This window comes from Clostridium aciditolerans (assembly GCF_016316925.1).
Taxonomy (GTDB): domain Bacteria; phylum Bacillota; class Clostridia; order Clostridiales; family Clostridiaceae; genus Clostridium_AM; species Clostridium_AM aciditolerans.
The window spans coordinates 110,078-131,278 of the sequence record NZ_JAEEGB010000005.1; the positions used below are offsets into that span (position 1 = coordinate 110,078).

General features: G+C 31.6%; 21 protein-coding genes. 4 read left to right on the forward strand and 17 right to left on the reverse strand.

What is annotated here, in order from left to right:
- Window positions 1-3 precede the first annotated feature (3 nt).
- From I6U51_RS04280 to I6U51_RS04295, 4 genes are all read right to left on the reverse strand, one after another.
- Window positions 4-2,052 (reverse strand): methyl-accepting chemotaxis protein, encoded by a 2,049-nt coding sequence (locus tag I6U51_RS04280; RefSeq protein WP_211141360.1) that lies wholly within the window; start codon window positions 2,050-2,052, stop codon window positions 4-6.
- A gap of 108 nt (window positions 2,053-2,160) precedes the next feature.
- On the reverse strand, window positions 2,161-2,649 hold the full coding sequence (locus tag I6U51_RS04285; RefSeq protein WP_211141361.1) for a chemotaxis protein CheW: 489 nt from the start codon (window positions 2,647-2,649) through the stop codon (window positions 2,161-2,163).
- The gene (locus I6U51_RS04290; RefSeq protein ID WP_211141362.1) at window positions 2,646-4,094 is read right to left on the reverse strand and encodes a CheR family methyltransferase; all 1,449 of its coding nucleotides are present in this window, start codon (window positions 4,092-4,094) and stop codon (window positions 2,646-2,648) included. The genes I6U51_RS04285 and I6U51_RS04290 overlap by 4 nt, the downstream gene beginning before the upstream one ends.
- Before the next feature lie 320 nt (window positions 4,095-4,414).
- Window positions 4,415-5,566, reverse strand: a complete 1,152-nt coding sequence (locus I6U51_RS04295) for a methyl-accepting chemotaxis protein (protein WP_211141363.1) — start codon at window positions 5,564-5,566, stop codon at window positions 4,415-4,417.
- A gap of 269 nt (window positions 5,567-5,835) precedes the next feature.
- Between I6U51_RS04295 and I6U51_RS04300 the strand changes: the two genes are divergently transcribed.
- From I6U51_RS04300 to I6U51_RS04315, 4 genes are all read left to right on the forward strand, one after another.
- On the forward strand, window positions 5,836-7,473 hold the full coding sequence (locus tag I6U51_RS04300; RefSeq protein WP_211141364.1) for a helix-turn-helix domain-containing protein: 1,638 nt from the start codon (window positions 5,836-5,838) through the stop codon (window positions 7,471-7,473).
- 135 nt (window positions 7,474-7,608) lie between these two features.
- Complete coding sequence (locus tag I6U51_RS04305) at window positions 7,609-8,124, forward strand: RNA polymerase sigma factor (RefSeq protein ID WP_211141365.1); 516 nt, start codon at window positions 7,609-7,611, stop codon at window positions 8,122-8,124.
- Window positions 8,124-9,425, forward strand: coding sequence for a DUF4179 domain-containing protein (locus I6U51_RS04310; protein ID WP_211141366.1), 1,302 nt, complete (start codon window positions 8,124-8,126; stop codon window positions 9,423-9,425). Before I6U51_RS04305 ends, I6U51_RS04310 begins: the two co-directional genes overlap by 1 nt.
- A 46-nt stretch (window positions 9,426-9,471) precedes the next feature.
- Entirely contained in the window at window positions 9,472-10,563 is a 1,092-nt protein-coding gene (locus I6U51_RS04315) for an XdhC family protein (protein ID WP_211141367.1), read from the forward strand.
- Between the two features lie 118 nt (window positions 10,564-10,681).
- On the opposite strand, the gene I6U51_RS04320 is transcribed toward I6U51_RS04315, so the two are convergent.
- The 13 genes from I6U51_RS04320 to I6U51_RS04380 all read right to left on the reverse strand — a co-directional run bounded on the left by I6U51_RS04320 (window position 10,682) and on the right by I6U51_RS04380 (window position 21,192).
- Complete coding sequence (locus I6U51_RS04320) at window positions 10,682-11,134, reverse strand: cupin domain-containing protein (RefSeq protein ID WP_178910156.1); 453 nt, start codon at window positions 11,132-11,134, stop codon at window positions 10,682-10,684.
- A 60-nt stretch (window positions 11,135-11,194) separates the two neighbouring features.
- Window positions 11,195-12,310: an ethanolamine utilization protein EutH gene (eutH, locus tag I6U51_RS04325; protein ID WP_211141368.1), complete on the reverse strand. Its 1,116-nt coding sequence runs from the start codon at window positions 12,308-12,310 to the stop codon at window positions 11,195-11,197.
- 80 nt (window positions 12,311-12,390) lie between these two features.
- On the reverse strand, window positions 12,391-12,660 hold the full coding sequence (locus I6U51_RS04330; RefSeq protein ID WP_211141369.1) for a EutN/CcmL family microcompartment protein: 270 nt from the start codon (window positions 12,658-12,660) through the stop codon (window positions 12,391-12,393).
- A 28-nt stretch (window positions 12,661-12,688) separates the two neighbouring features.
- Window positions 12,689-13,408, reverse strand: coding sequence for a hypothetical protein (locus tag I6U51_RS04335; protein WP_211141370.1), 720 nt, complete (start codon window positions 13,406-13,408; stop codon window positions 12,689-12,691).
- A 26-nt stretch (window positions 13,409-13,434) separates the two neighbouring features.
- Window positions 13,435-14,262 carry an ethanolamine utilization protein EutJ gene (gene eutJ / locus I6U51_RS04340; RefSeq protein ID WP_211141371.1) on the reverse strand — a complete coding sequence of 276 codons (828 nt, stop codon included), beginning with the start codon at window positions 14,260-14,262 and terminating at the stop codon, window positions 13,435-13,437.
- A 13-nt stretch (window positions 14,263-14,275) separates the two neighbouring features.
- Window positions 14,276-14,902: an ethanolamine utilization phosphate acetyltransferase EutD gene (gene eutD / locus I6U51_RS04345; protein ID WP_211141715.1), complete on the reverse strand. Its 627-nt coding sequence runs from the start codon at window positions 14,900-14,902 to the stop codon at window positions 14,276-14,278.
- Between the two features lie 22 nt (window positions 14,903-14,924).
- On the reverse strand, window positions 14,925-15,677 hold the full coding sequence (locus I6U51_RS04350) for a cobalamin adenosyltransferase (RefSeq protein WP_211141372.1): 753 nt from the start codon (window positions 15,675-15,677) through the stop codon (window positions 14,925-14,927).
- Window positions 15,678-15,782: 105 nt separating this feature from the next.
- Window positions 15,783-16,067, reverse strand: a complete 285-nt coding sequence (gene eutM / locus I6U51_RS04355; RefSeq protein ID WP_211141373.1) for an ethanolamine utilization microcompartment protein EutM — start codon at window positions 16,065-16,067, stop codon at window positions 15,783-15,785.
- 48 nt (window positions 16,068-16,115) lie between these two features.
- The gene (locus I6U51_RS04360; RefSeq protein WP_211141374.1) at window positions 16,116-17,582 is read right to left on the reverse strand and encodes an acetaldehyde dehydrogenase (acetylating); all 1,467 of its coding nucleotides are present in this window, start codon (window positions 17,580-17,582) and stop codon (window positions 16,116-16,118) included.
- Window positions 17,579-18,238, reverse strand: a complete 660-nt coding sequence (locus tag I6U51_RS04365) for a BMC domain-containing protein (protein WP_211141375.1) — start codon at window positions 18,236-18,238, stop codon at window positions 17,579-17,581. The genes I6U51_RS04360 and I6U51_RS04365 overlap by 4 nt, the downstream gene beginning before the upstream one ends.
- Before the next feature lie 15 nt (window positions 18,239-18,253).
- On the reverse strand, window positions 18,254-18,910 hold the full coding sequence (eutL, locus tag I6U51_RS04370) for an ethanolamine utilization microcompartment protein EutL (RefSeq protein ID WP_211141376.1): 657 nt from the start codon (window positions 18,908-18,910) through the stop codon (window positions 18,254-18,256).
- 18 nt (window positions 18,911-18,928) lie between these two features.
- Window positions 18,929-19,810 carry an ethanolamine ammonia-lyase subunit EutC gene (gene eutC, locus I6U51_RS04375; protein WP_211141377.1) on the reverse strand — a complete coding sequence of 294 codons (882 nt, stop codon included), beginning with the start codon at window positions 19,808-19,810 and terminating at the stop codon, window positions 18,929-18,931.
- Between the two features lie 14 nt (window positions 19,811-19,824).
- The gene (locus I6U51_RS04380) at window positions 19,825-21,192 is read right to left on the reverse strand and encodes an ethanolamine ammonia-lyase subunit EutB (RefSeq protein WP_211141378.1); all 1,368 of its coding nucleotides are present in this window, start codon (window positions 21,190-21,192) and stop codon (window positions 19,825-19,827) included.
- Between the last annotated feature and the right edge of the window lie 9 nt (window positions 21,193-21,201).

The following is a 21,201-nucleotide window of genomic DNA, read 5'->3' on the forward strand; positions in this document are numbered from 1 at the left end:
TCTCTAAGCTTTATACTTTTCTGTTAATTGCTTAAGTCTATCTCCCATTTCTTGAAGCCCACGAGCTGCTTCTTCTAATTGCTTCATACTATCAACATTTTGAATACTAGCCTGATTTATACCTTCCATAGCAATTGCTACTTGGTCCATACCAACTAACTGCTGTTGACTGGAAGCTTCTATTTGAATAGCAGCTTGAGCAGATAAGTTTATATTTTTCATAAGCTTGTGTATAGCATTGCCCGCTTCATTTGCTTGTTCCATTCCAATGTCTACTAATTTTATTCCTTTTTCTGTTGTCATAACCGCCGTATTAGTAGCCTTTTGTATATCCTTCAATATGCTTCTTACTTGCTTCGTGCCTTGCTTTGACTGCTCTGCCAGGTTTTTAATTTCCTGAGCTACTATTGAGAACCCTTTACCCATCTCTCCTGCTTTAGCTGCTTCTATTGAAGCATTTACTGCAAGAATATTTGATTGTTCTGATATATTGTCAACACTTTCTATAAGTTCGCTTATGTTTTGAGTTTGTTCACTTAAGGCTATTATGCTATCTGCAATCTCCTGCATCTGATTATTAATAATTCTCATTCCTTCTAAAGTATCTTCTGTCGCTTTATTTCCTGATTTAGACACTTCAAGAGATTGTTTTGCACTGATTGAAACATTTTTAGTTTTCTCGCTTGATAAATATACAGTTTGTTTGACTTCCTCAACGGTTGCAGTTGTTTCGCTAACAGCCGAAGAAGTTTCTGCTGCTCCTGAAGTTACTTGGGTAAGTGAAACTGTGATTTCGCTTACAGCAGATGAAAGTACATTTACAACATTGATAATTTCCTTTGTCTGCTCTCTAAGAGCATGAAGCATATGGTTAATAGAGTTCATTAAAATTCCTATTTCATCTGAACGTTTTCCTTCAGGAAGCTCTACTGTCAGATCTCCTTTAGCTATCTGCTCCGCAGCCTTTGACATTTTTACCATAGGTACTGCAATGTTTGAAGATAAAATAATAGAAAAAGCTATTATAGCAATTATTGTGGCTACTAAGATAATTAGCATTAGGCTCTGTAATTTATCTACTGATTGAAATGCCTCATCGCAATCTATCTTAACTAATATGCCCCATTTCAAATTGTCCACATTTAATGGTGCATATGCAACAATAGATTTTATATTATGGTAATCTATGTATGTACTAATATTTGTATTACCTTTCAGTACGTCTTCCGTTCCTGTTGTCCTTATTTCTTTCAATAGAGTTGTATTATTAGCGGCCTTTATCTTTTCGTCTTTCTCGTCACTTAAAAATCTAGTGTTATTTCTTACCTTATAGTCTTGTCCAACTAAAACTACTTCTCCACTTTGCCCAAGGTTTAATGATTCCCACTTATTATTATTAGAAACAATTTGGTCTATTTTACTTGTGCCTAGCTTAAAAATAAGAATACCAACTTTTTCATCTCCTTTAAAAATTGGAGCTGCTATAAATGCCGTTGGCTTATTATTTGAAGGAGCATAAAGTTCATAATCTGTGATAGTGGCAAAATTTTTATCATTGCTATTTTTAGCTGCTTCAAAAGCCTTTGCAGCATTTGTATTCTTGTAAGGGCCAGTTATTAAGCTCGTACCATAATCACTTTCTTTAAGTGTGGAATACAGTATAGTACCGGTTTTAGTATCTGCAAGAAGTACATCTCCATTCTCTAATTTATTAATGAAATTAACAAATTTAGGATTATATTTTTGATATACGCTATTATATGTACTGCTTTCAAGATCTGTTGTATGACTAAACTCTACCATAGCCTCTATAGTCATTGGCTCTTGTGCCATGTAAGAGGTTTTATTTAAACCAGATTTCAGGTAATCTTCTATCTCCTTTTTCTTTGAATCTCTTACAAAAGCCAATTGAGACTGGGCATCTTTCTCTAAGGATTTTTTTGAGCTAGCATAACTTAAGCCACCTATAGTTATAGATGGTATAATAGAAAGTATTAAAAAATATATAGTTATCTTTCCTCGTAAACCCTTAAACCAACTTAATTTTTTCATGTTTATATATCCTCCTTTTAGTGGTCACACTGGGTAACTTAAGATTTTCGCTTCCGCTCACAAGTTGCCCGTTAAAGTTCATTTAGGACTTTAACCTCCTTAAAACTATTAAACCACTTCTTCATTAACAATGATTTTTTCGTCCATCATTATATTTTTAATATCTAGAATAATGCTTCTTCCCTTCGTTAGTCCCTTAATATGGCTATTTTTAAAATTTATTGATGGTAAAGCATTTTTCTGTATTCCTGATGTGCAAATTTTATCACAGCCTAAAATAGCATCTGCTGCTATACCAATCTCTATATCATTTAATTTTACTACAATAACCTTCTTTACATTCTCTACATCAATGGTTTCTTCTGAAAATCCTAAGAAGTTTCTAATATCAACTACAGATATTATTTTTCCCCTAAAATTTATGATACCTATTATAAAGGCTGGAGTACAGGGAAGCATAGTAACCTTTCTTACAGAATGTACTTCACTTACATATAAAACTTCAATTGCATACTTTTCACTAGATTTATTATTATTTAGTAAAAACTCAATAATTTCTATGCTTTCAGCCATCTCTTCACTATCATATCTATTCATATAAATTCTCCCTGAAGTTCTATATTACTAATAATTTGTTTTAGCATTCCCACCGTCATCTCTTCAGAATATGGTACTATATCTTCTTCACTTAACTTATTAAGAAGCATAACTGCATTTTCAAAATTTTTATATGCCTCCTTATATTTTCCCTGTTTTAATTTTAGATTGCCTAGATTAAAATAAGCCATAATAAAATCTGAATCTAAATAGATTGATTTCTTTAAAGATATAATTGCTTCATCAATATTTCCCTGCTCTTGCTGGATACTTGCAAGAAGGTAATAATAGTAAGGGTTTATTTTATCTGATGAAATAGCTTTTTCGCACCATTTAAGAGCCTCTTCAAAATTACCTTCATTTGCAGAAGAACGACATAACAATTCGAAGTCTTCTGTGATAACTGTCTCTTTCCTAGGTAATTCATTTGAGCTTTTTTCTTCTATAATAAAAAAATTAGACATAAAAGATTCAGATGGACTTAGTAGTTTATCCTTATTATATACAGACTTATGTACAAGGTTTGTTTTAATTTCCTTTTCTATTGAAAAGCCTCTTAACCTACTGTAATTATCCTGATTTTTAACTGGGTTATCTTGTCCTATATTTTTGTTAAATAAAAACATATTATTAATGTTAACAGGTTTAAAAGCAGTATTATTGACAAACATACTTTCAGTAGGAGCTACAACTAACCATCCTCCATTTATAATAATGTTATAAAATCGGTTTATTATTTGATTAATTTGAGGTTTGCTGAAATACATAAGAACATTTCTACAAAATATAATATCAACATTGTTTATAATTTTGCCATCTGCTATATAGTTTGAATCTGCTAAGTTCAATCTATGAAACTTTACCAATTTCATTACGTTGTCTTTTAGTTTGTACTGTGTATTTTCAATCTTATCAAAATACTTATTTTTTAAATTTAAGTCTACCCCTCTAAAAGACCACTCTCCATATATACCTTCTTTAGCCTTATCAAGGGACTTATAATTTATATCTGTAGCAATTATGTTTATATTCCAATTTTCATATTCTGGAATAAGTTCTTTAACTAATATTGCTATTGAATATGCTTCCTCACCAGAAGAACAGCCTGCACTCCAAATCTTTAAACTCTTATTAAGGTGCTTTCTACTATTAATTATGTCTGGTAGTATTTTTTGCTTCATTATTTCAAATAAACTTTTATCCCTAAAAAAATAAGTTTCTCCAATAGTTAAACATGAAGCTAAAATTTTAATATCTTCTTCAGACATTTTATTTTCAAGTATCAAATCAATATACTTCTCTAAGACAATGTCCTTTTGTTTTGCAGCACAAGATACTCCTCTTATTAAGTCTTTAAATCTTTCTTTAGAAAAATATAATCCAAGTTTTTCTTCAATAAAATTACTTATATTTTCAATTACAGTATTTGGAACGTTGTCATTCATTTCATACCTCTATTTAATTTTTTAAATTTTGGATGTCTGCTTAACGCATAGAAATATTATACCAAAATTTATAAAAATGTGTTATCTACGTATATTTAATTATTTTAATATTATAGGTTCTCAACTACATTAAATATAACAAAAACACTATCAAAATTTATTGAAACCCAATAAACTAATAGTGTTTATTATGTAAAATTAGAAATAAACTAAGCAGATGAATTTTTAAATTCACCTGCTCAGTAAAGTCTAATATAAAATTTATTGGGAAAATAAGCGATAAGTTAGTTTATTACCACGGAATTATTAGAAATTTATAGCTAAAGTTTTTGTGAGATTTTATTCAACTCTTCTGTTAGACTACTTATCTCTTCAATACTTGCAGTAATTTCTTCCGTAGCAGCAGATTGCTCTTCACTTGCCTGAAGGGTGATTTCACTTATTTTACCAGTATCATCTACTTTATTTTTTATGTTTTCTGTTAAACTTTTAATCTTAGGCACAGAACTTTTTATTTGGCTTGACAACTTCCTTATTTCATTTGCAACTACTGAGAAACCTCTACCTGAATCTCCAGCCCTAGCAGCTTCGATAGCAGCATTTAAGCCTAACATATTAGTTTTTTCAGCAATTTCTCTAATAAATGTTAAGACCGTATTTATCTCATCAGTAAACTTATTTACTTCTTTTAAAGCAGTGTTAAGTTCTCGCTCATTACTGTGAATTTGAGCTGCAGAAGAGGCTAACTCTTCGATTGCTGCAGACACTCCTCCTAAACTATCGTCTACATTATTTGACATTTCTCTCAATTGAAAAGCAACACCCTTTGGTATAACCATCCCAAAAGTACCAACAACCACATCTGCATTGTCTTCATCAAACATCGGATGGTTTAAAATTAATACTGGCACTCCATATCGGTTTGCATCAACTTCTTCAACTGAAATACTCTTACTTTTTATGGTTTTTGATGCAATATCACTTTCTTTTAGCTCGTATCCAACTGTAACATTTGGAATATCAAACTCTTTAGATCCTTGTCTATTTATTATTTTATGTAGATCGGTAACATACAGTAAAACACCCTCTGGAAACATTTCAGAAAGAATAGGTGCGAACTCATCAAATGCAGCAGCAACTGGATGCAGCCTTGGATATACTATTGTGACAGCACCGGAAACTACCCCTGTTTCATCTACTACAGGCATAGAAGTAGCAATTATGCGTGTACCATATACTGATCTTGGAATTTTCATTGTTAATGTTTTTTTTTCATTAATAGCCTTTAATGTACAACTTTGAGTATTAAGTTTTTGTCCAACTTCAAGTGCCTTAATTCTAAAATTATCAGAAGCTAAACTCCAAACAATTCTATCTCCTTCTGCCAAGAAATATATAGCACCTCCTGAAATTTGATCAATCTGCATTTCCGCAATCATTTTAAACGTTTTTACTTCTGTTGTCGTCATCATATTATATAATCAGCTCCTCAAGTCTATTTTTTCTACAGAACTTTTGGTTTCATTATTTTTATATTCCTATATTTCGACTTATTCTTCTATTTTAAATTATAAATTACAAAATTTTTCAGTTCAATAAATAAGTGTTAAATGTCAATAAAATGTCATTGACTTTTTGCAAGTCAATTAGTCAAATTGCATTTAGTTGATATATACATAACTTTCCTTTATAATTAATAAAAAACGTCTTCTCTTACAAAATAATTCGTAAAGGTGATTTTATGCAGAATAGTTGGGACTTTGGTATGTGTATCTCTACATTACTTAATATTTTAGACATTAGCAGTAATAAATTAGCTAAAGCTATCAATGTAGATCCTTCTTTAATAAGTAGATGGAAGACAGGTAAAAGAAAAGTATCCCATGAATCTAATCATTTGAAAGCAATGGCAGATTACTTTTCCAGTAAAATTCTTAATGACTATCAAAAAACAAACCTTATAAATATAATAAGTAAGTTTAATTTGCCAATTAGTATAGAATGCTCTAGCAATATAAAAGAATACATACACATTCTTCTGATTTTATCCCTACAAAGTTCAAAGAATGAACAGATCAAAAATAACAATTTAAGAACTTCTAATATAAATTATATGGCAAATCAAGACTTTGTCGTTAATAATTCCCACACCAAAAATATTTGTTATCCAAGCCATACGATAGATAACAAATCTGCATGCTTACAACAATGCTCTTTTACTGAGACTGGATATATTAGCAATTTTGAAATGATAATAGGTCACAGCAATGTAATAAATGCTGGAATAAATCTTTTAAAATCTCTTCCTAAGAAGCCTGATTACATAAAGGAACCTATTTTAATAACATTTCTAACTGAATTAGACTCATTTTCTAATTTTGAAAGTACAAGTCTTGAATGGCATAATGCCCTATTAGAGACACAAGCAAAGGGTTGGTCTATTAATAAACTTATGAACATAAATGAGAATATAAATAGAAATATGAAAATAATAAATGAATTTCTAGTAAACATAATGTCTAAAAAATATCATCCCTATCATTTAAATAAATATGATTCTATAATAAAGCTTAGAGAATTTATTATGATTCCTTCAATTGGTATTTTAGTATGTTTGTGCAGTGAAAATGCTGATAGAATTGACTCTGCTTTTCTTATTAGAGATGAACAAGCATTAAGTGCTTTAAAAGGTGCCCTTGACCTTTGTATTAATTATACCAAACCTTTGATAACTAATAGATTTGCTGAACAAAATATTGGTTTGTTAACTGAAATTGCAAATTACGAGGAGTTAAGCGGTGACAGATTCACCTTTAATTTCTCTTTAAATTATATAATGATTCCATTAGAACTTGTAGAAAAGTTTTCATTCTCAACTAAAGAGAAAATGTCCGATAAGAAGATTTTTAAAAGAGATTATCAATATAAAAGAATGAAAAAAGCTTTCGATAAGCAAATTAAAAATTACAAGTTTCTTGACATATATTCAAAAGTCTTTATTGAAAATCTTATTAAACTCAGCAAAAGTCCTTTAACTCAAATTGAACCTTCTCATATACTTAAGCTTTTTGAAAACATTATATATATGTTAAAAAGATATGATAACTACAACATTGGATTGTTAGATAGTTCTAACCTAAGAACCTTAAGTAATTTTTCATGTATGATAAAGGATTCAAATGTTATACTTACCAATTATTCTGATAGAAATAAAAGGATTATCAATAAATCCTGGGTATCAATTTCTGAGCCTAATATAGTAAACACTTTTAAAAACTATTTTGAAGACTTATGGGATCAGATTGCTCCAATAAATAAAGAAAAAGAATCCGTCATTTCATGGTTTGAGTCTCAAATGAAGGGACTAAATAATCTATAAAATTTTATCAAAATAAGGTCGTATGAAGTTTTTCAATACGACCTTTGATTTTTAAATAAAAACATTTTATTTTTATCCTAAAAAATGAACTTTTACCACAGGTTAATACTCTTATATATAGAATTGAGGTGCTAAATGGATATAGAAGTTTTAATCAAAAAGGCAAAACAAGGTGATAAAGAAGCTTTAGTGCAGCTTATAATGGCCCAAAAGAAGGGTTTTTATAAACTTGCTTATTTATATATGAAAAATGAAGAAGATGCTTTAGATGCCCTGCAGGACACTATTGTAATCTTGTATGAAAATATACACAAACTAAAGAATCATGATGCTTTTTACAGCTGGAGCAAAACCATTTTAGTAAACTGCTGTAAAAAACTTTTGAGAGAAAATAAAAAAATAGTTCCCTTAGCTTCTGTTAAAGAAGAATCTTATGAGGAAGGTTTTGATAAAAAAAATGAACAAATTATATTACAGAAGCATTTATCAAATCTAAAAGAAAAGTATCAAGAGGTAATTAAGCTTCATTATTTCTTAGATTTAGATAATGAAACCATAGCAAAAATACTTAATATACCTGTCGGAACAGTAAAATCTCGTATATTTAATGGTATTAAAAAACTGAAAGAGAGCTTGAGAGGTGAAGAATAGTGGATAATATTGAAAACTTATTGAGTAAAAATAAACTAGAACTTGATGAACTAGAAGTTCCTGAAGCTTTAGAAAACAAATTAAGAACTGCACTTGATGGTAAGAATAAAAAAATAAGAATTAGTAGAAGTTTTAAAATAAAAGCAGCCGCTATTTTTATTTGTTTAATATTAATAGGATACAATTTTAATACTTTAGGTTTTTATACTGAAAAACTTACAGGCTATGATAAATTAATGGATGCAAACTTAAAAAAGCTAAATGAGCTAGGAAAAGGTCAAACTATAGGTAAGAGCTTCACCTTTAAAAATGGTTTAACCTTTACTTTAGATGGAATAATGCTAGATGATAATAAATTTTTAGCCTTTTATACACTAAGAAACCATAAAGGAGATATTGAAAATGCATCAATTGATCCCGCTCTTATAGACTTAAAGGGAAAATTTAAGGATTATACGTCCGATAGTTCTTATGGAAATATCAATGATACAAGAACAGAAATAAAGTATATTTCTACCTTTGAACCCCCTTATAGATTTGATAAAGATTTAGTTTTAAATGTAGTTTCTAAAAAAAATAATCAAAGTGAAGCTGGCAGAATTTCTTTTACATTAGATAAAAACAAAGCTATGGGACACAGTACAAAAAAATTTCTGCATAAAAATATCAAAACAGATGGTACTAATCTTCGTTTTGAATATATTTGTGCTTCTCCTAGTACTACATTAATTAAAGGAAAGGTTGAAAATATAATGGAATTAGCTATGGACAGAATCCGTGGTATTAAATTTTCACCTAGCAGCTTAGATATAAAATTAATTGCTGATGGAAAAGTTATCGAAACCCAACAGGCTGAACTTGCTTCAAACATTGACGGAGTTACCTTTAAGTATAACTTTGATCCTTTGCCAAATAATTTCAAAAAGCTTCAAATTCAATTTTCAGCCTTAACCTCTGAGCATATTATAAATAAAAATTTTAAGTTAAAAAAAGATGTGGAAAATGAAAACATTAATATAGAAGGTAAAAATATAGAAATAAGAAAAATATATGAAGCTAATGGAAATACTTATGTTACATTAGCCTCAGAATCAGACGTAATTTTAACAAAAGTAAATATGCTAATGGATGGGAAAATAGTGGAACTTAACAAAACAACTTCAGAGAATACTAATAAAAACTCCAATATAAACACTAGAACCCTAGAATTTATCGGAACAGGTAATAATTTAGAGCTAAATGTTCAACGTATGCTTTATAGAAAAAATTATAATGAAGTTGTAGATATAATTTCAAATTAAACTATAGTATAATTTAACTACTATAGTTTAACGGGGGAAAAATAATATGGAAACAAATATCTATAAAAACTTGCTAGAGAAAATTAATAATGGAAAAAGAGCAGTTGTAGTTACAACATTAGATAACATTCATAATGATATAAGCTCTTCTCAAAACAAAATTCTTTTTACACAAGAAAGTCTAATTGAATACGGTAAAACATCTAATTTTGATGAAATAATCTATGAAAAAGCTAAATACGCTTTAGAAACTGGTAATCTTCAATTTATTAAAGTTTCTGAGGAAAAAACATATTTAATTGAACCCTATTTTCCTGAACCTAATTTAATAGTTTTAGGTGGTGGGCATATTGCTAAACCTTTAGTTGAATTTGGTGCTAAAGCAGGATTTTCAGTTACTGTTATTGATGATAGACCGTCCTTTGCAAATAAACAGAGGTTCCCTGATGCTGAAAATGTAATTTGTGAAAGCTTTGAAAAGTGCTTTGATCTCATTAACTTAAACGAGTCTTCTTTTGTTGTTATTGTAACTAGAGGTCATAGACATGACATGGATTGTCTTAGACAAACATTAAAGTACAATACTTCCTATGTTGGAATGATCGGTTCAAAGCGCCGCGTTAGAGGTGTTATGGATCAATTGCTAAGTGAAGGTTATTCTGAGGAAAAACTAAATAAAGTTAATGCCCCTATAGGCCTTGAGATTGGCGCAGTTACACCTGAGGAAATAGCCTTTTCCATTATATCTCAAGTTATTCAATATAGAAGACTTGTTGACAGAAGCACAGGCCTTATGAAAACTTCAAAAACCAACTGGCCTGAGTTTGACAGAGATGTATTAACAAAGCTTAGCAAAGAGGAAAATACATCAAAGGCAGTGATCACAATTGTTTCTGCTAAAGGCTCTGTACCAAGAAAAGAAGGAGCAAAAATGCTTATAGGTTCTCAAGGTGAGATTTTAGGTAGCATTGGAGGCGGCTGCAGCGAAGGGGAAGTAATAAATACTGCTCGTTATATGCTTAGAAACAATATTGCATATCAAACTGAAAAAATAGATATGACAGGGGATGTTGCAGAAGAAGCAGGCATGGTATGTGGCGGAATTATGAATGTAGTTATAGAGCGTTTTGATTTTTAAAGCACCATAGGGGTACTAGACCGAAAGCTAGTTTCACTATACAAGCTACAAATATTTAATATTATTGAAAATAAAAACTCATCATATTAGCTTAATGATGAGTTTTTATTTATTAGTTTTATTCTGTCTCTGCCCAGTTTGCTGGATAAGTTACATACATAAATCTAGCATAATTTGGAACGGTAAAATGAATTGATGAATTTTTAGGAATGAAAATTATATCTCCTTTGTTTCCAACAACTTTTCTTCCATCTATGTCTATTTCTAATGTTCCATCTATTATATAATCTACTTCGTCATATTTTAAGGTCCATGCAAAGCTTGTTTCTTCCATCTCCATTATTCCGCAGCCAAGTCTTGGACTTTCTTCAAGTGTTAAAACATCTTTTAATAAAACTTTGTCTCCTTCTTTTCCTGTATCAAACTTTTCTGGTTTTACAGTACTTGTTTTAATAGACATAATCCCACTAGCATCTCTATGTTTTTCAAACTCTGGAGTAGTTTGTCCTAACTTTTCATTTATAATTTTTCTTATTATTTCTTCAATTACTTGTGCATTTATATTTTCCATTGTTATCTCTCCTTCTTATATAATCTTCAATTTTTATATATAATTAGTTTTATATTAAGTTTAAGCGTTACTTTCAGTAGCTAAATTGTCTAATTTAGCTGTTGCTGCTTTAGGTGCAATGAGGCAAGCTACTACTATTGCTGTAGCTCCTCCAACTAATTTACCAACTATCATTGCTGTTATCATGTCTCTGTTAACCCCTGCTGCAAAGCCTAAGTGGTCTCCAAATACAAAGGCAGCACTTACTGCAAAAGCAACGTTTATGATTTTTCCTCTTTCGTCCATATCTTTCATCATTCCAAACATAGGGATATTATTAGCAAGTGTAGCTATCATACCTGCTGCCGCTACTTCCCCCATACCTAGCAATGAACCAAGCTTCATTAATGGTTTTGAGAATACTTTTGTTATAAAGTGAACTAGTGGATATGCTCCTGCAAGAACTATTGTTATGTCTCCAACAATTTTGATTCCTGTGCTAATTGGAGCCATTCCTGGGATAACAACTATTCCAGTAAGTGTTTCAATAATTATTGCTGCAAGTCCGATTGTTATAATAGCGGTAACAAATTTTCCGAAGTAAGTAAATCCCTTTATCATTTTTTCTTGTGCAAATTTTAATCCTAATGCTATTAATATTGCAAATATTATAATTGGAGTTAAGTTTTTTAATATAACTATTGGTGATAATCCTGCTACCAATCCACCTACAAAACATCCTATTGGGATTGTAATCATTCCAGCTAGAACTCCCTTAGCTAAATATTTCTGATCTTTTTTTTCTATTATTCCAAGAGCTACTGGAATAGTAAATACTATTGTAGGTCCCATCATTCCACCTAATACTAACCCTGCAAAAGGAGCTATACTTTTATCTACTGCAAGTTGCTGTGCTAACTGATATCCACCCATATCACATGCAAGCAATGTAGTTGCGAACATTGATGGATCTGCACCAAGTGCTGTATATACTGGAACTACTATTGGTTTTAAAACATTAGCTAAAACTGGTGAAAGTGATATAATTCCGACCATGGCAAGAGTTAAGGATCCCATAGCCATAACTCCTTCTTCAAACTTTTCACCGTATCCAAATTTGTTTCCCAGAATCTTATCTATTACACCTACTACCATGAATATTACCATGATATATATTATAATTTCATTTATACTCATATAGCCTATCCTCTCTTCATCTTAGATTTTACAATGACTTGTTATTTTCTTTCATATGTCTTAGGAGATGGAATTATAGTTTAATCTTGTAGTTCTAGTGAATCAACAATACCAACGATAGTTGCATCTACTGGTGCTTTTCTCTCCCCTAAAGTTACTCTAGCAGAGCTTCCAGATGCAATTAGCACTTGATCGCTAATTCCTGCTCCAACACTATCTACTGCAACTATCATTTTATCAGTTCTTTCCCCTTTATAGTCTAATACCCTAACTACTAAAAACTTAAACCCACTAAGATTTTCATCTTTCCTTGTAGCCCATAAGTTACCTATCACTTCTCCAACTATCATTATTCTATCCTTCCTTCTCCTATATTTCTTATCCTTTATTTATTTTAAGTCTATTAACTCTGGCAAAGTCCATAGCTAACGGAGTAATTATAGACTTTTTAGAAACTAGTACTTCTTTAATTCCCTGGTTAAAGATAGTTCTTAATTCAACTTCAGATACTAGTTTTTTGTTGGTTAAATCTATATAAGTTTCTTTATTCTCTTTAACCTCTACTGTCTCAATATCATTTTTTACTAAAGTTTTGCAGGTAGGTTCCTCTAAACAAATAGGTTTATTATTAAGAGATTCTATTAGTTCTTTTAGTCCAACAAACTCTATACCATAGGACATTAATTTATCTTCATATTCCTTAAACATATTAAAGAATAATCTATTAGAGGTTCCTTCAAACTTTCTATACTCTACACCTTTTTTCATTGAATATAGCTTATTCCCATTAAATATAGCTTGTATGACTACTTTTTCTTTAATTGAACCTTCTATACCATGAGCTAAATTTGCAAGCTCACCATTTTTTATATTTTGGAGAATTATACCTTCATAGGAACTTAAATCTCCCATATTATCTATGCAATCTACTATATAATTGTTTTTTTCTAGTGATAGAGTTAGCTCACTGCATAAAGTTTCTTTATGTTCTAATACCAAAACCTTTTTCTTAGCAGCCATGTTTTTATCCATCAACATAGTTTTTAGTTTATTTATAACTTCTTTTGTTATAAGCTCAACTAATTGTTCATTGTTCATACTACCTTCCCCTTTTACTTATGCAATTAACTTTTACAGCAATTAATTGCTATTCCTACTGGAGTAACTAAAAATGGATTAGCAGGCTTAATTGTATCTATGCCTGTTTCTTTCTTTATTATTTGTTCAATATTTTTCAGACAACAAGTTCCTCCAACTAAGTAAATTTTATCTACATTAAATCCTTTTATATGGGATTTTATAATAGATGCAATCTTCTGCACTACAGGAGTTACCATAGGAAAAACTTCATTATAATATTTAGGATCTTTTTTACGCTTCTCTCCCTCTTCAAAAGGTATTCCATAGGCACCTGCAACTACAAGAGATAGCTGGGTTCCTCCTGTAGCTTCATCCGCAGTATATACAACTTCACCATCTTTAATTATAGAAAGGCCTGTGGTTCCTCCACCTACATCTACTACAACACCATTTTCAATTCCAAGCACTGCATTTGCTGCAGTAGGTTCATCTAAGACTGCTACTACTTCCATGCCCGCTCCCTCTACTACATAGTTATGAGTTTTTACATCTCTTTCATCTGTACCAGGTGGAATAGCTATAGCTGCTTTAGTAAGTTCAACTCCTAATTTTCTTTCAATATTTGCCTTAAGCTTTCTAACAATGTTTGTAGCTCCTATATAATCAACTACTAGTCCATCCCTTACAACTTGAGCAAACTCCATTTCACAGGCTATTGGTTTTTTGTCTTTATCTAAAACAACAACTACGATATAAGCAGTACCAAGATCTACACCTACAAATAAATCTGAGTTTCTATTAACTTTTACAGGATTATTTATAGTTTCTTCCACCGCTAGTATAAGCTCATCTACTTTATTGAAATTTTTCATAGCCTTGCCCTTTCTATTTAATTATAGTAGCTTTCATTCCTTTAACAAATCCGCAAGCATTTGCTTCATCATAATCTAAATGCACTACTGTTTCAAACTTGTCGCTGACCCTTACCACTACATTAGTAAAAATTACTCCTCTTTCTCCAATAATTTTTACACTAACCTCTTCATTGTTTGAAACTCCATATTTTTTAGCATCTTCAGGAGTTATATGTATATGTCTTTTAGCAACTATTACTCCCTTGTCAAGCTTTATGGCTGCATTTTGAGTAGCTATAATTACTGACCCACTATTTTCAATATCGCTGGACATTTTAACTGGTGCTTTTACTCCTATTGATACAGCATCGGTCTTTGATAGTTCTATTTGAGTCTCTTCTCTTTCCGGTCCTAAAACTGAAACATTTTGTATAGTTCCCTTAGGTCCTATAATCATAACCTTTTCATCACATAGATATTGTCCTGGTTGGGATAGTTCTCTTTTTTTAGTTAACTTATATCCCTTTCCAAATAACATCTCTACAGACTCTTTTGAAAGATGAACATGACGGCCTGAAGCTTCAACTAATATACCTTCCTCTTCACTTTGTAATCTTTTTACTACTTCATTTACTATATAATTAAGACTTTCTTCCATTGTATTCACTAAATTTCACCTCTTACTTGTACTTACCAGCCATATACTTACACATCATTATATAAAAACAACTACTTAATCTGTTCAATGCTAAAGCTATATCTTCTCTAGTTGACTCATTTTCTTCATTTTTAAAGGCTTGATATGCAGAAATTTCTACTTCTCTACTTAAAGCTCTTAAAGCATTAAGCCAAATAACTATTGGTCCCATATCAATACTTGGATAAAATATATGCTCTGTATTTAGATTCTTTTTAGGGTTATGTGAGTAGGCTCTTAATTCATCACTGCTTAATCCAATTAAAGTATCTAAATTAAATTCTTTTTCTAGGACTTCTGCTTCTAGTATCTTTCTTACATAACCTAGCACTTCTTCAAGTTCCTTTAATACCTTAATTTCATTGATATTTTTACACTGAACTTGAACTTCTAATATTTTACTTTGAAGACTATCTATTTTACCTCTAAATATAATCCTTTTATGGTCTTTAGCTACTAACTTATTATCTTTAAGCTGTGTCATATGCTCCGGCTTCTTTTCAAAAACTCCACCATTCACATGTATATATTTAGGTGTAAAAGCCTTAACTTCACTTTGAATATTCTGACTATTTACTTCTTTAGATTTTTCATCTTTGTAAACTAGCTTAATGTTTTTATCTTGTAAATATTGTCTTGCTGATGGAGTAACAATTACCCCTTTTTCTACTTCATACTCAGTTACACTTGTATTTCTCAGTTTATTTCTTAATGTGCTTTCCGTTAAAACACTCACACTCTCACATCCTTTAAAGATGTATTTGATATAATTGAACTTGTAGTGCAAGATAAGAATATTAAATTACACTACAAGTCTTTAACAATGCTAAGTTTTTATTGATTATAAATCAGTTTTAGGAAGTATAACTTCAACTTCACCGTGTGGTCTTGGAATAACATGTACAGATATTAATTCTCCAACTCTTTCAGCAGCAGCAGCTCCTGCATCTGTAGCAGCTTTAACAGCACCAACATCTCCTCTTACCATTACAGTAACTAATCCGCCACCAACTTGCTCTTTTCCTATTAAAGTTACGTTTGCAGCTTTAACCATTGCATCTGCTGCTTCGATTGCTCCTACTAATCCTTTAGTCTCGATCATTCCTAATGCGTTCATGTTTGCCATTTTAATATCCTCCTCAAATTTACACTATAATTATTTTTTATATTTGTTTTATTTATTAATTAATGCTAATTTTTCAACTACTTTGCTAATGATAAGCTCTAGATATTCTTCAGGAATTTGAACTGTAGGTTGTACACTTCCACTTCCCTTTAGTTCTTCAAGCTCTTTAACACCATAAGCTACTCTTTTTATATTTAATAAGTTCATAGGCCCTATATTATCTGAAGTTGAACTTCCTCCTACTGCACCACAGCCTAATGTAAGTGCTGGAACAAGATTAGTTGAAGCACCAATTCCGCCTAAGGCTCCTGGTGTATTAACTAACAATCTTGAAACTGGAATTCTAAGTCCAAACTCTCTAACTATATTTTCATCTTCGCTATGAATTACTAATGTATGACCTTTTCCTTCATTCATCAATATTTCTGTGCAAAGCTTAATTCCATCCTCTACACTCTCTACAGTATAGAATGCCAATATTGGAGTGAGCTTTTCTCTAGAATACGGGTTGTTTTTGCCAACTGTAGTTTGCTCTGATATTAAAACCCTAGCTCCCTTTGGAACATTTAATTTAGCCATTGAAGCTAATGCTTCAACACTTTTACCAACTATTTGTGGATTCATTGTTCCATTAGCTCTTAAAATAAAGTTTCCTAGCTTTTGTGATTCTTCTTCATTTAGGAAATATGCTCCTTGTTTTTTAAGTTCATTTATAACAGTTTCTTTCATTGAGCTTTCAACTACTATTGATTGCTCTGAAGCACAAATCACCCCATTATCAAAGGTTTTACTGTCTAAAATTCTCTTAACTGCTAGAGAAACATTAGCAGACTTGTCTATAAATGCAGGTCCATTTCCTGGCCCTACTCCTATAGCTGGAGTCCCTGAGCTGTAAGCAGCTTTAACCATAGCTTCTCCACCAGTTGCAAGAATTAATGCTGTATCTTTATGTTTCATTAATATATTAGTAGCCTCTAAAGATGGTATAGTTATACATCCTATTAGTCCCTCTGGTGCTCCTGCATTAACTGCTGCTTCTTTTAATATACTAGCAGTTTCAATGATACAGTTTTTTGCATTTGGGTGAGGTGAAACTACTATTCCATTTCCTGATTTTAGAGAAATTAAAGTCTTATATATAGTAGTTGATGTTGGGTTAGTTGAAGGAATTAATGCTGCCACTACTCCCACAGGAACAGCTACTTCAAAGTATTTACCAACCTTTTCTTCTCTAATTATTCCTACAGTTTTCATATCCTTTATTTTTTCGTAGACTACTTTACTAGCAAAAGTATTTTTAACTATTTTATCTTCCCATTTTCCAAAGCCTGTCTCTTCAAAAGCCATCTTAGCAAGCCTACTTGCTTCCTTTTCAGCAGCTTCAGCAACAGCTTTAACAATTGCATCAACTTTCTCTTGAGAAAAAGTTTTATATATTTCTTGGGCTTTTTTAGCACTCATAATAAGGTTTCTAGTTTCTTGTATTGACATTAAATCTTTATCTAAACTTGTCACTTATCTTGCCTCCTATTGTTTTTAAGTATTTCTTCGATAAGTTGCTCCTTCTTAGAAAACTTAATTTGTTTTTTAGTTAAAGGTATATTTTGAAGGCCTCTTGCTATAGTTCTAAGTTCTGTTACTTTCATACCTTCAAGCTCTTCACGTGTTGTATAGATTTTATCTTTAAATTCTTCATTTAAGTCTATTTCAGTTGAATCTACTTCTGTTTCACTTATCTTATCTTCTTCTATTTCAGTTAAGTTTACTTCAGTTTCATTCACACTATCTTCTATTTCGGTTAAGTCCATTTCAGTTTCGTCTAGCTCATCTAACTCTATTTCAGTTAAGCTTACCCCAGTTTCATTTACCTCATCTTTTTTAACTAGGTCAGAACTTTTTACATCTTGAAGTATGTCCCGTACTTCGTCATAAGCCCTAGCTATAACATGAGTACTACGAAGTACTCCTAGTTTTTCTACTGCTATGGCAGCAGCTTCAACTGATGCCTTAACAGAAGCTACTTCACCAGTAATTATTATGGTGACAATACCGCCTTTAACAAATTCACAGCTTACCAGTTCAACATTTGCAGCTTTTGCGGCTACATCAAGAGCTTCAACAGCTCCGATAAAACCATAAGTTTCAATTAATCCTAGTGTGGATTGTTTCATATATATTACCTAGTATTAATAATCAGTAGGGTTTTCTGCTACAAACTTAACTGCTGCTGCAAAGGCATCACATGCTGCTTTACATGCTGATTGGCTTCCTGTTAATAATCCTCCACCAAAGTTTGTTTCTGATGGTGGTCCAAAAAAAGCTTTAAGTTCAACAGCTGCGGCCTTCATTGCTGCATCTAATCCATATATAGCTTCCATTGGTGGTGCTATTAAGTATGCTAAAGCTTCTCCTTCTTCAATTCCAGCTGTTTTAGAAAGGTATGATCCTGTTCTTGATATACACTGCGCATAATAAGCTATACTATCGTCATCATTTGCACTATAGAAAGTAGCAACTCCACTTTCTATAAAATCTACTGCTGCATTTAATCCACTTCTAACTTCTGCTGGACTTGGACCTGCAATTATTCCAATAACTTCTCCAGCAAGCTTGGTGTTTGCATTTGCTGCTCCACCATATAAGGATCTTCCATAAACTACTTCAACATCTGCTGCTTTTGTAGCCTCATCTAAAGCTGTATATGTTACATCATCACAGTCTGCAGTAATGATACCTATACTTTTGTGTTCTGGTTTTAACTCTAATTGCTTTACCATATCAGCATTAACATTAGGAATTATTTTAACGCTTAATACCGTTGGACGAAGTTGATCGTTTTTCATTTGCTTATTCCCCCTAAATTATAGTTTTAAATCTAATCCACTTGCTTTTTTCTCAAGCATTAATTTAATGATATCTGCAATGTATGCACCTGCTTCAACAGAAGGTGTACCACCTTTATGAATATTTGATACAACAGTTCTTCTTGATTCAGGCATTCCAACTGTTCCTTTGTATGTTATATAAGCACTCATACTTTCTGCTGTAACAAGACCTGGTCTTTCTCCTATTAACACACAGGTTACATCGGAACCTAGTTCCTCAGAAATAACATCCATAGCTCCAACTCTTCCAAATTTTACGTAAAAAGGTGTTCCGGCTGTTATTCCATATCCTTCTAGACCTTGCATTAAAGCTGGCAGGATATCTTTTACGTTAGCTTCTATAGCTTTTGAACTTAATCCATCTGATACATATACTTGAACTTGTGGATTTCTCTTAAAGGAGCTTAATTTAGCTAATTCTTCCTTAGATATTTGTCTTCCAAGGTCTGGTCTTGTGATAAACTCATCTTTAGAAGTACAATTAGTTTGAACTGTTATTAAGTTCATTTCATTTAATATATCTTCATTAACATCTGTAAAAACTGAATCTTGAGCTGATGCGTGGTCTGCTCTAAATCTAAGCATTGTCTCAGTTTTGTATCTTGCTCCAGTTCTACCAATACCAATTCTTGCTGGAGTATGTTTTTTCATTTTTAAATATCCTTCTCTATCAGTTGGATCATCAACTAAAAGAGTAGTTTTTATATCAACCTCAGTTATATCTGGAATCATTCCATTTGTATCAACTGTAGCATTTTTTTCTATATTATTTTCTGAAGCAGTAGTTACTTCTTGTTTTGTTGTCATTTCCACTAAAACTTGTTCTACTAGTTTCTTTAAATCATTTTCTGAAAACATTCTTCTACCCCCTCTTATTTCTTAAGAAATACAGATCCATCGCCTGCTTTTCCTGTTAGTCTTCCATTTTCCATGAAGCCCCACTTCTCAAGCCATGCTTCAAACTCAGCTATTGGTCTCTTGCCTAAAAGTTCTCTTAATGCAGCAGTTTCGTGGAAACCTGTACACTGATAGTTAAGCATTATATCATCACCATGAGGAATTCCCATAAAATAAGTACATCCTGCAGTACCAAGTAGTATTGCTAAGTTTTCTATATCATTTTGATCTGCCTTCATATGATTTGTATAACAAGCATCACAGCCCATTGGAAGTCCTGTTAATTTACCCATGAAGTGATCTTCAAGACCTGCTCTAATAACCTGTTTGTTATCATATAAATACTCTGGTCCTATAAATCCAACAACGGTATTTACTATAAATGGTTGATACTTCTTAGCAAAACCATAGCATCTTGCTTCCATAGTAACCTGGTCGGCACCATGATGTGCATCTGAAGATAACTCTGATCCTTGTCCTGTTTCAAAGTACATAACATTTGGACCTGCCGCTGTACCTTGAGTTAGTGCAAGTTGTCTTGCTTCTTCAATTAAATCTCCAGTGATTCCGAAAGCTGCATTTCCTTTTTCAGAACCTGCTATACTTTGGAATATTAAGTCTGTAGGTGCACCTTGTTTTATTGCTTCCATTTGTGTAGTTACATGAGCAAGCACACAATTTTGAGTTGGTATTTCATATTTTTGTTTTATTTCTTCAAATTTCTTTAAAACTTTTGATACACTTCCCACAGTGTCATCAACTGGATTTAATCCTATAACAGCATCACCTATACCATAAGTTAAACCTTCTAATAATGATGCTAATATTCCATCTACATCATCTGTTGGGTGGTTTGGTTGTAATCTTGCAGATAACCTTCCTATTTCCCCAATAGTTGTGTTAGCATGAGCTGTAACTTTAATTTTGCTAGCTCCGTAAACTAAGTCTAAGTTAGACATTAATTTAGCAACACCAGCTATAACTTCACTTGTTAAACCTCTGCTTATTCTTCTTATATCTGCACCTGTAGTTTTTTCATTTAAAATCCACTCTCTAAGTTCAGATATTGTCCAATTTTTTATTTCATCATATATTTTTTCATTAACAGCATCTTGGATTATTCTTGTAACTTCGTCCATTTCATATGGAACTACTGGATTGTTTCTTAAATCTGCAACAGTTAAATTACTTAATACAACTTTAGCAGCAACTCTTTCTTGAGCATTTTCAGCCCCTATTCCAGCTAAATTATCTCCTGATTTTTCTTCATTAGCCTTTGCTAATACTTCTTTAACATCTTTAAATTGATATACTTTGCCAAATAATTTTGTTTTTAGTATCACGCTATTCAC

Coding starts and splice junctions, on each gene's coding strand:
- I6U51_RS04295 (WP_211141363.1), bottom strand. CDS start 5,566: ATGATGACGACAACAGAAGTAAAAACGTTTAAAATGATTGCGGAAATG.
- I6U51_RS04330 (WP_211141369.1), bottom strand. CDS start 12,660: ATGATAGTTGGAGAAGTGATAGGTAACTTATGGGCTACAAGGAAAGAT.
- I6U51_RS04315 (WP_211141367.1), top strand. CDS start 9,472: ATGGAAACAAATATCTATAAAAACTTGCTAGAGAAAATTAATAATGGA.
- I6U51_RS04300 (WP_211141364.1), top strand. CDS start 5,836: ATGCAGAATAGTTGGGACTTTGGTATGTGTATCTCTACATTACTTAAT.
- eutC (WP_211141377.1), bottom strand. CDS start 19,810: ATGTTTTCAGAAAATGATTTAAAGAAACTAGTAGAACAAGTTTTAGTG.
- I6U51_RS04305 (WP_211141365.1), top strand. CDS start 7,609: ATGGATATAGAAGTTTTAATCAAAAAGGCAAAACAAGGTGATAAAGAA.
- eutL (WP_211141376.1), bottom strand. CDS start 18,910: ATGAAAAACGATCAACTTCGTCCAACGGTATTAAGCGTTAAAATAATT.
- I6U51_RS04280 (WP_211141360.1), bottom strand. CDS start 2,052: ATGAAAAAATTAAGTTGGTTTAAGGGTTTACGAGGAAAGATAACTATA.
- eutM (WP_211141373.1), bottom strand. CDS start 16,067: ATGGCAAACATGAACGCATTAGGAATGATCGAGACTAAAGGATTAGTA.
- eutD (WP_211141715.1), bottom strand. CDS start 14,902: ATGGAAGAAAGTCTTAATTATATAGTAAATGAAGTAGTAAAAAGATTA.
- I6U51_RS04290 (WP_211141362.1), bottom strand. CDS start 4,094: ATGAATGACAACGTTCCAAATACTGTAATTGAAAATATAAGTAATTTT.
- I6U51_RS04285 (WP_211141361.1), bottom strand. CDS start 2,649: ATGAATAGATATGATAGTGAAGAGATGGCTGAAAGCATAGAAATTATT.
- eutJ (WP_211141371.1), bottom strand. CDS start 14,262: ATGAAAAATTTCAATAAAGTAGATGAGCTTATACTAGCGGTGGAAGAA.
- I6U51_RS04365 (WP_211141375.1), bottom strand. CDS start 18,238: ATGAAACAATCCACACTAGGATTAATTGAAACTTATGGTTTTATCGGA.
- I6U51_RS04335 (WP_211141370.1), bottom strand. CDS start 13,408: ATGAACAATGAACAATTAGTTGAGCTTATAACAAAAGAAGTTATAAAT.
- I6U51_RS04320 (WP_178910156.1), bottom strand. CDS start 11,134: ATGGAAAATATAAATGCACAAGTAATTGAAGAAATAATAAGAAAAATT.
- eutH (WP_211141368.1), bottom strand. CDS start 12,310: ATGAGTATAAATGAAATTATAATATATATCATGGTAATATTCATGGTA.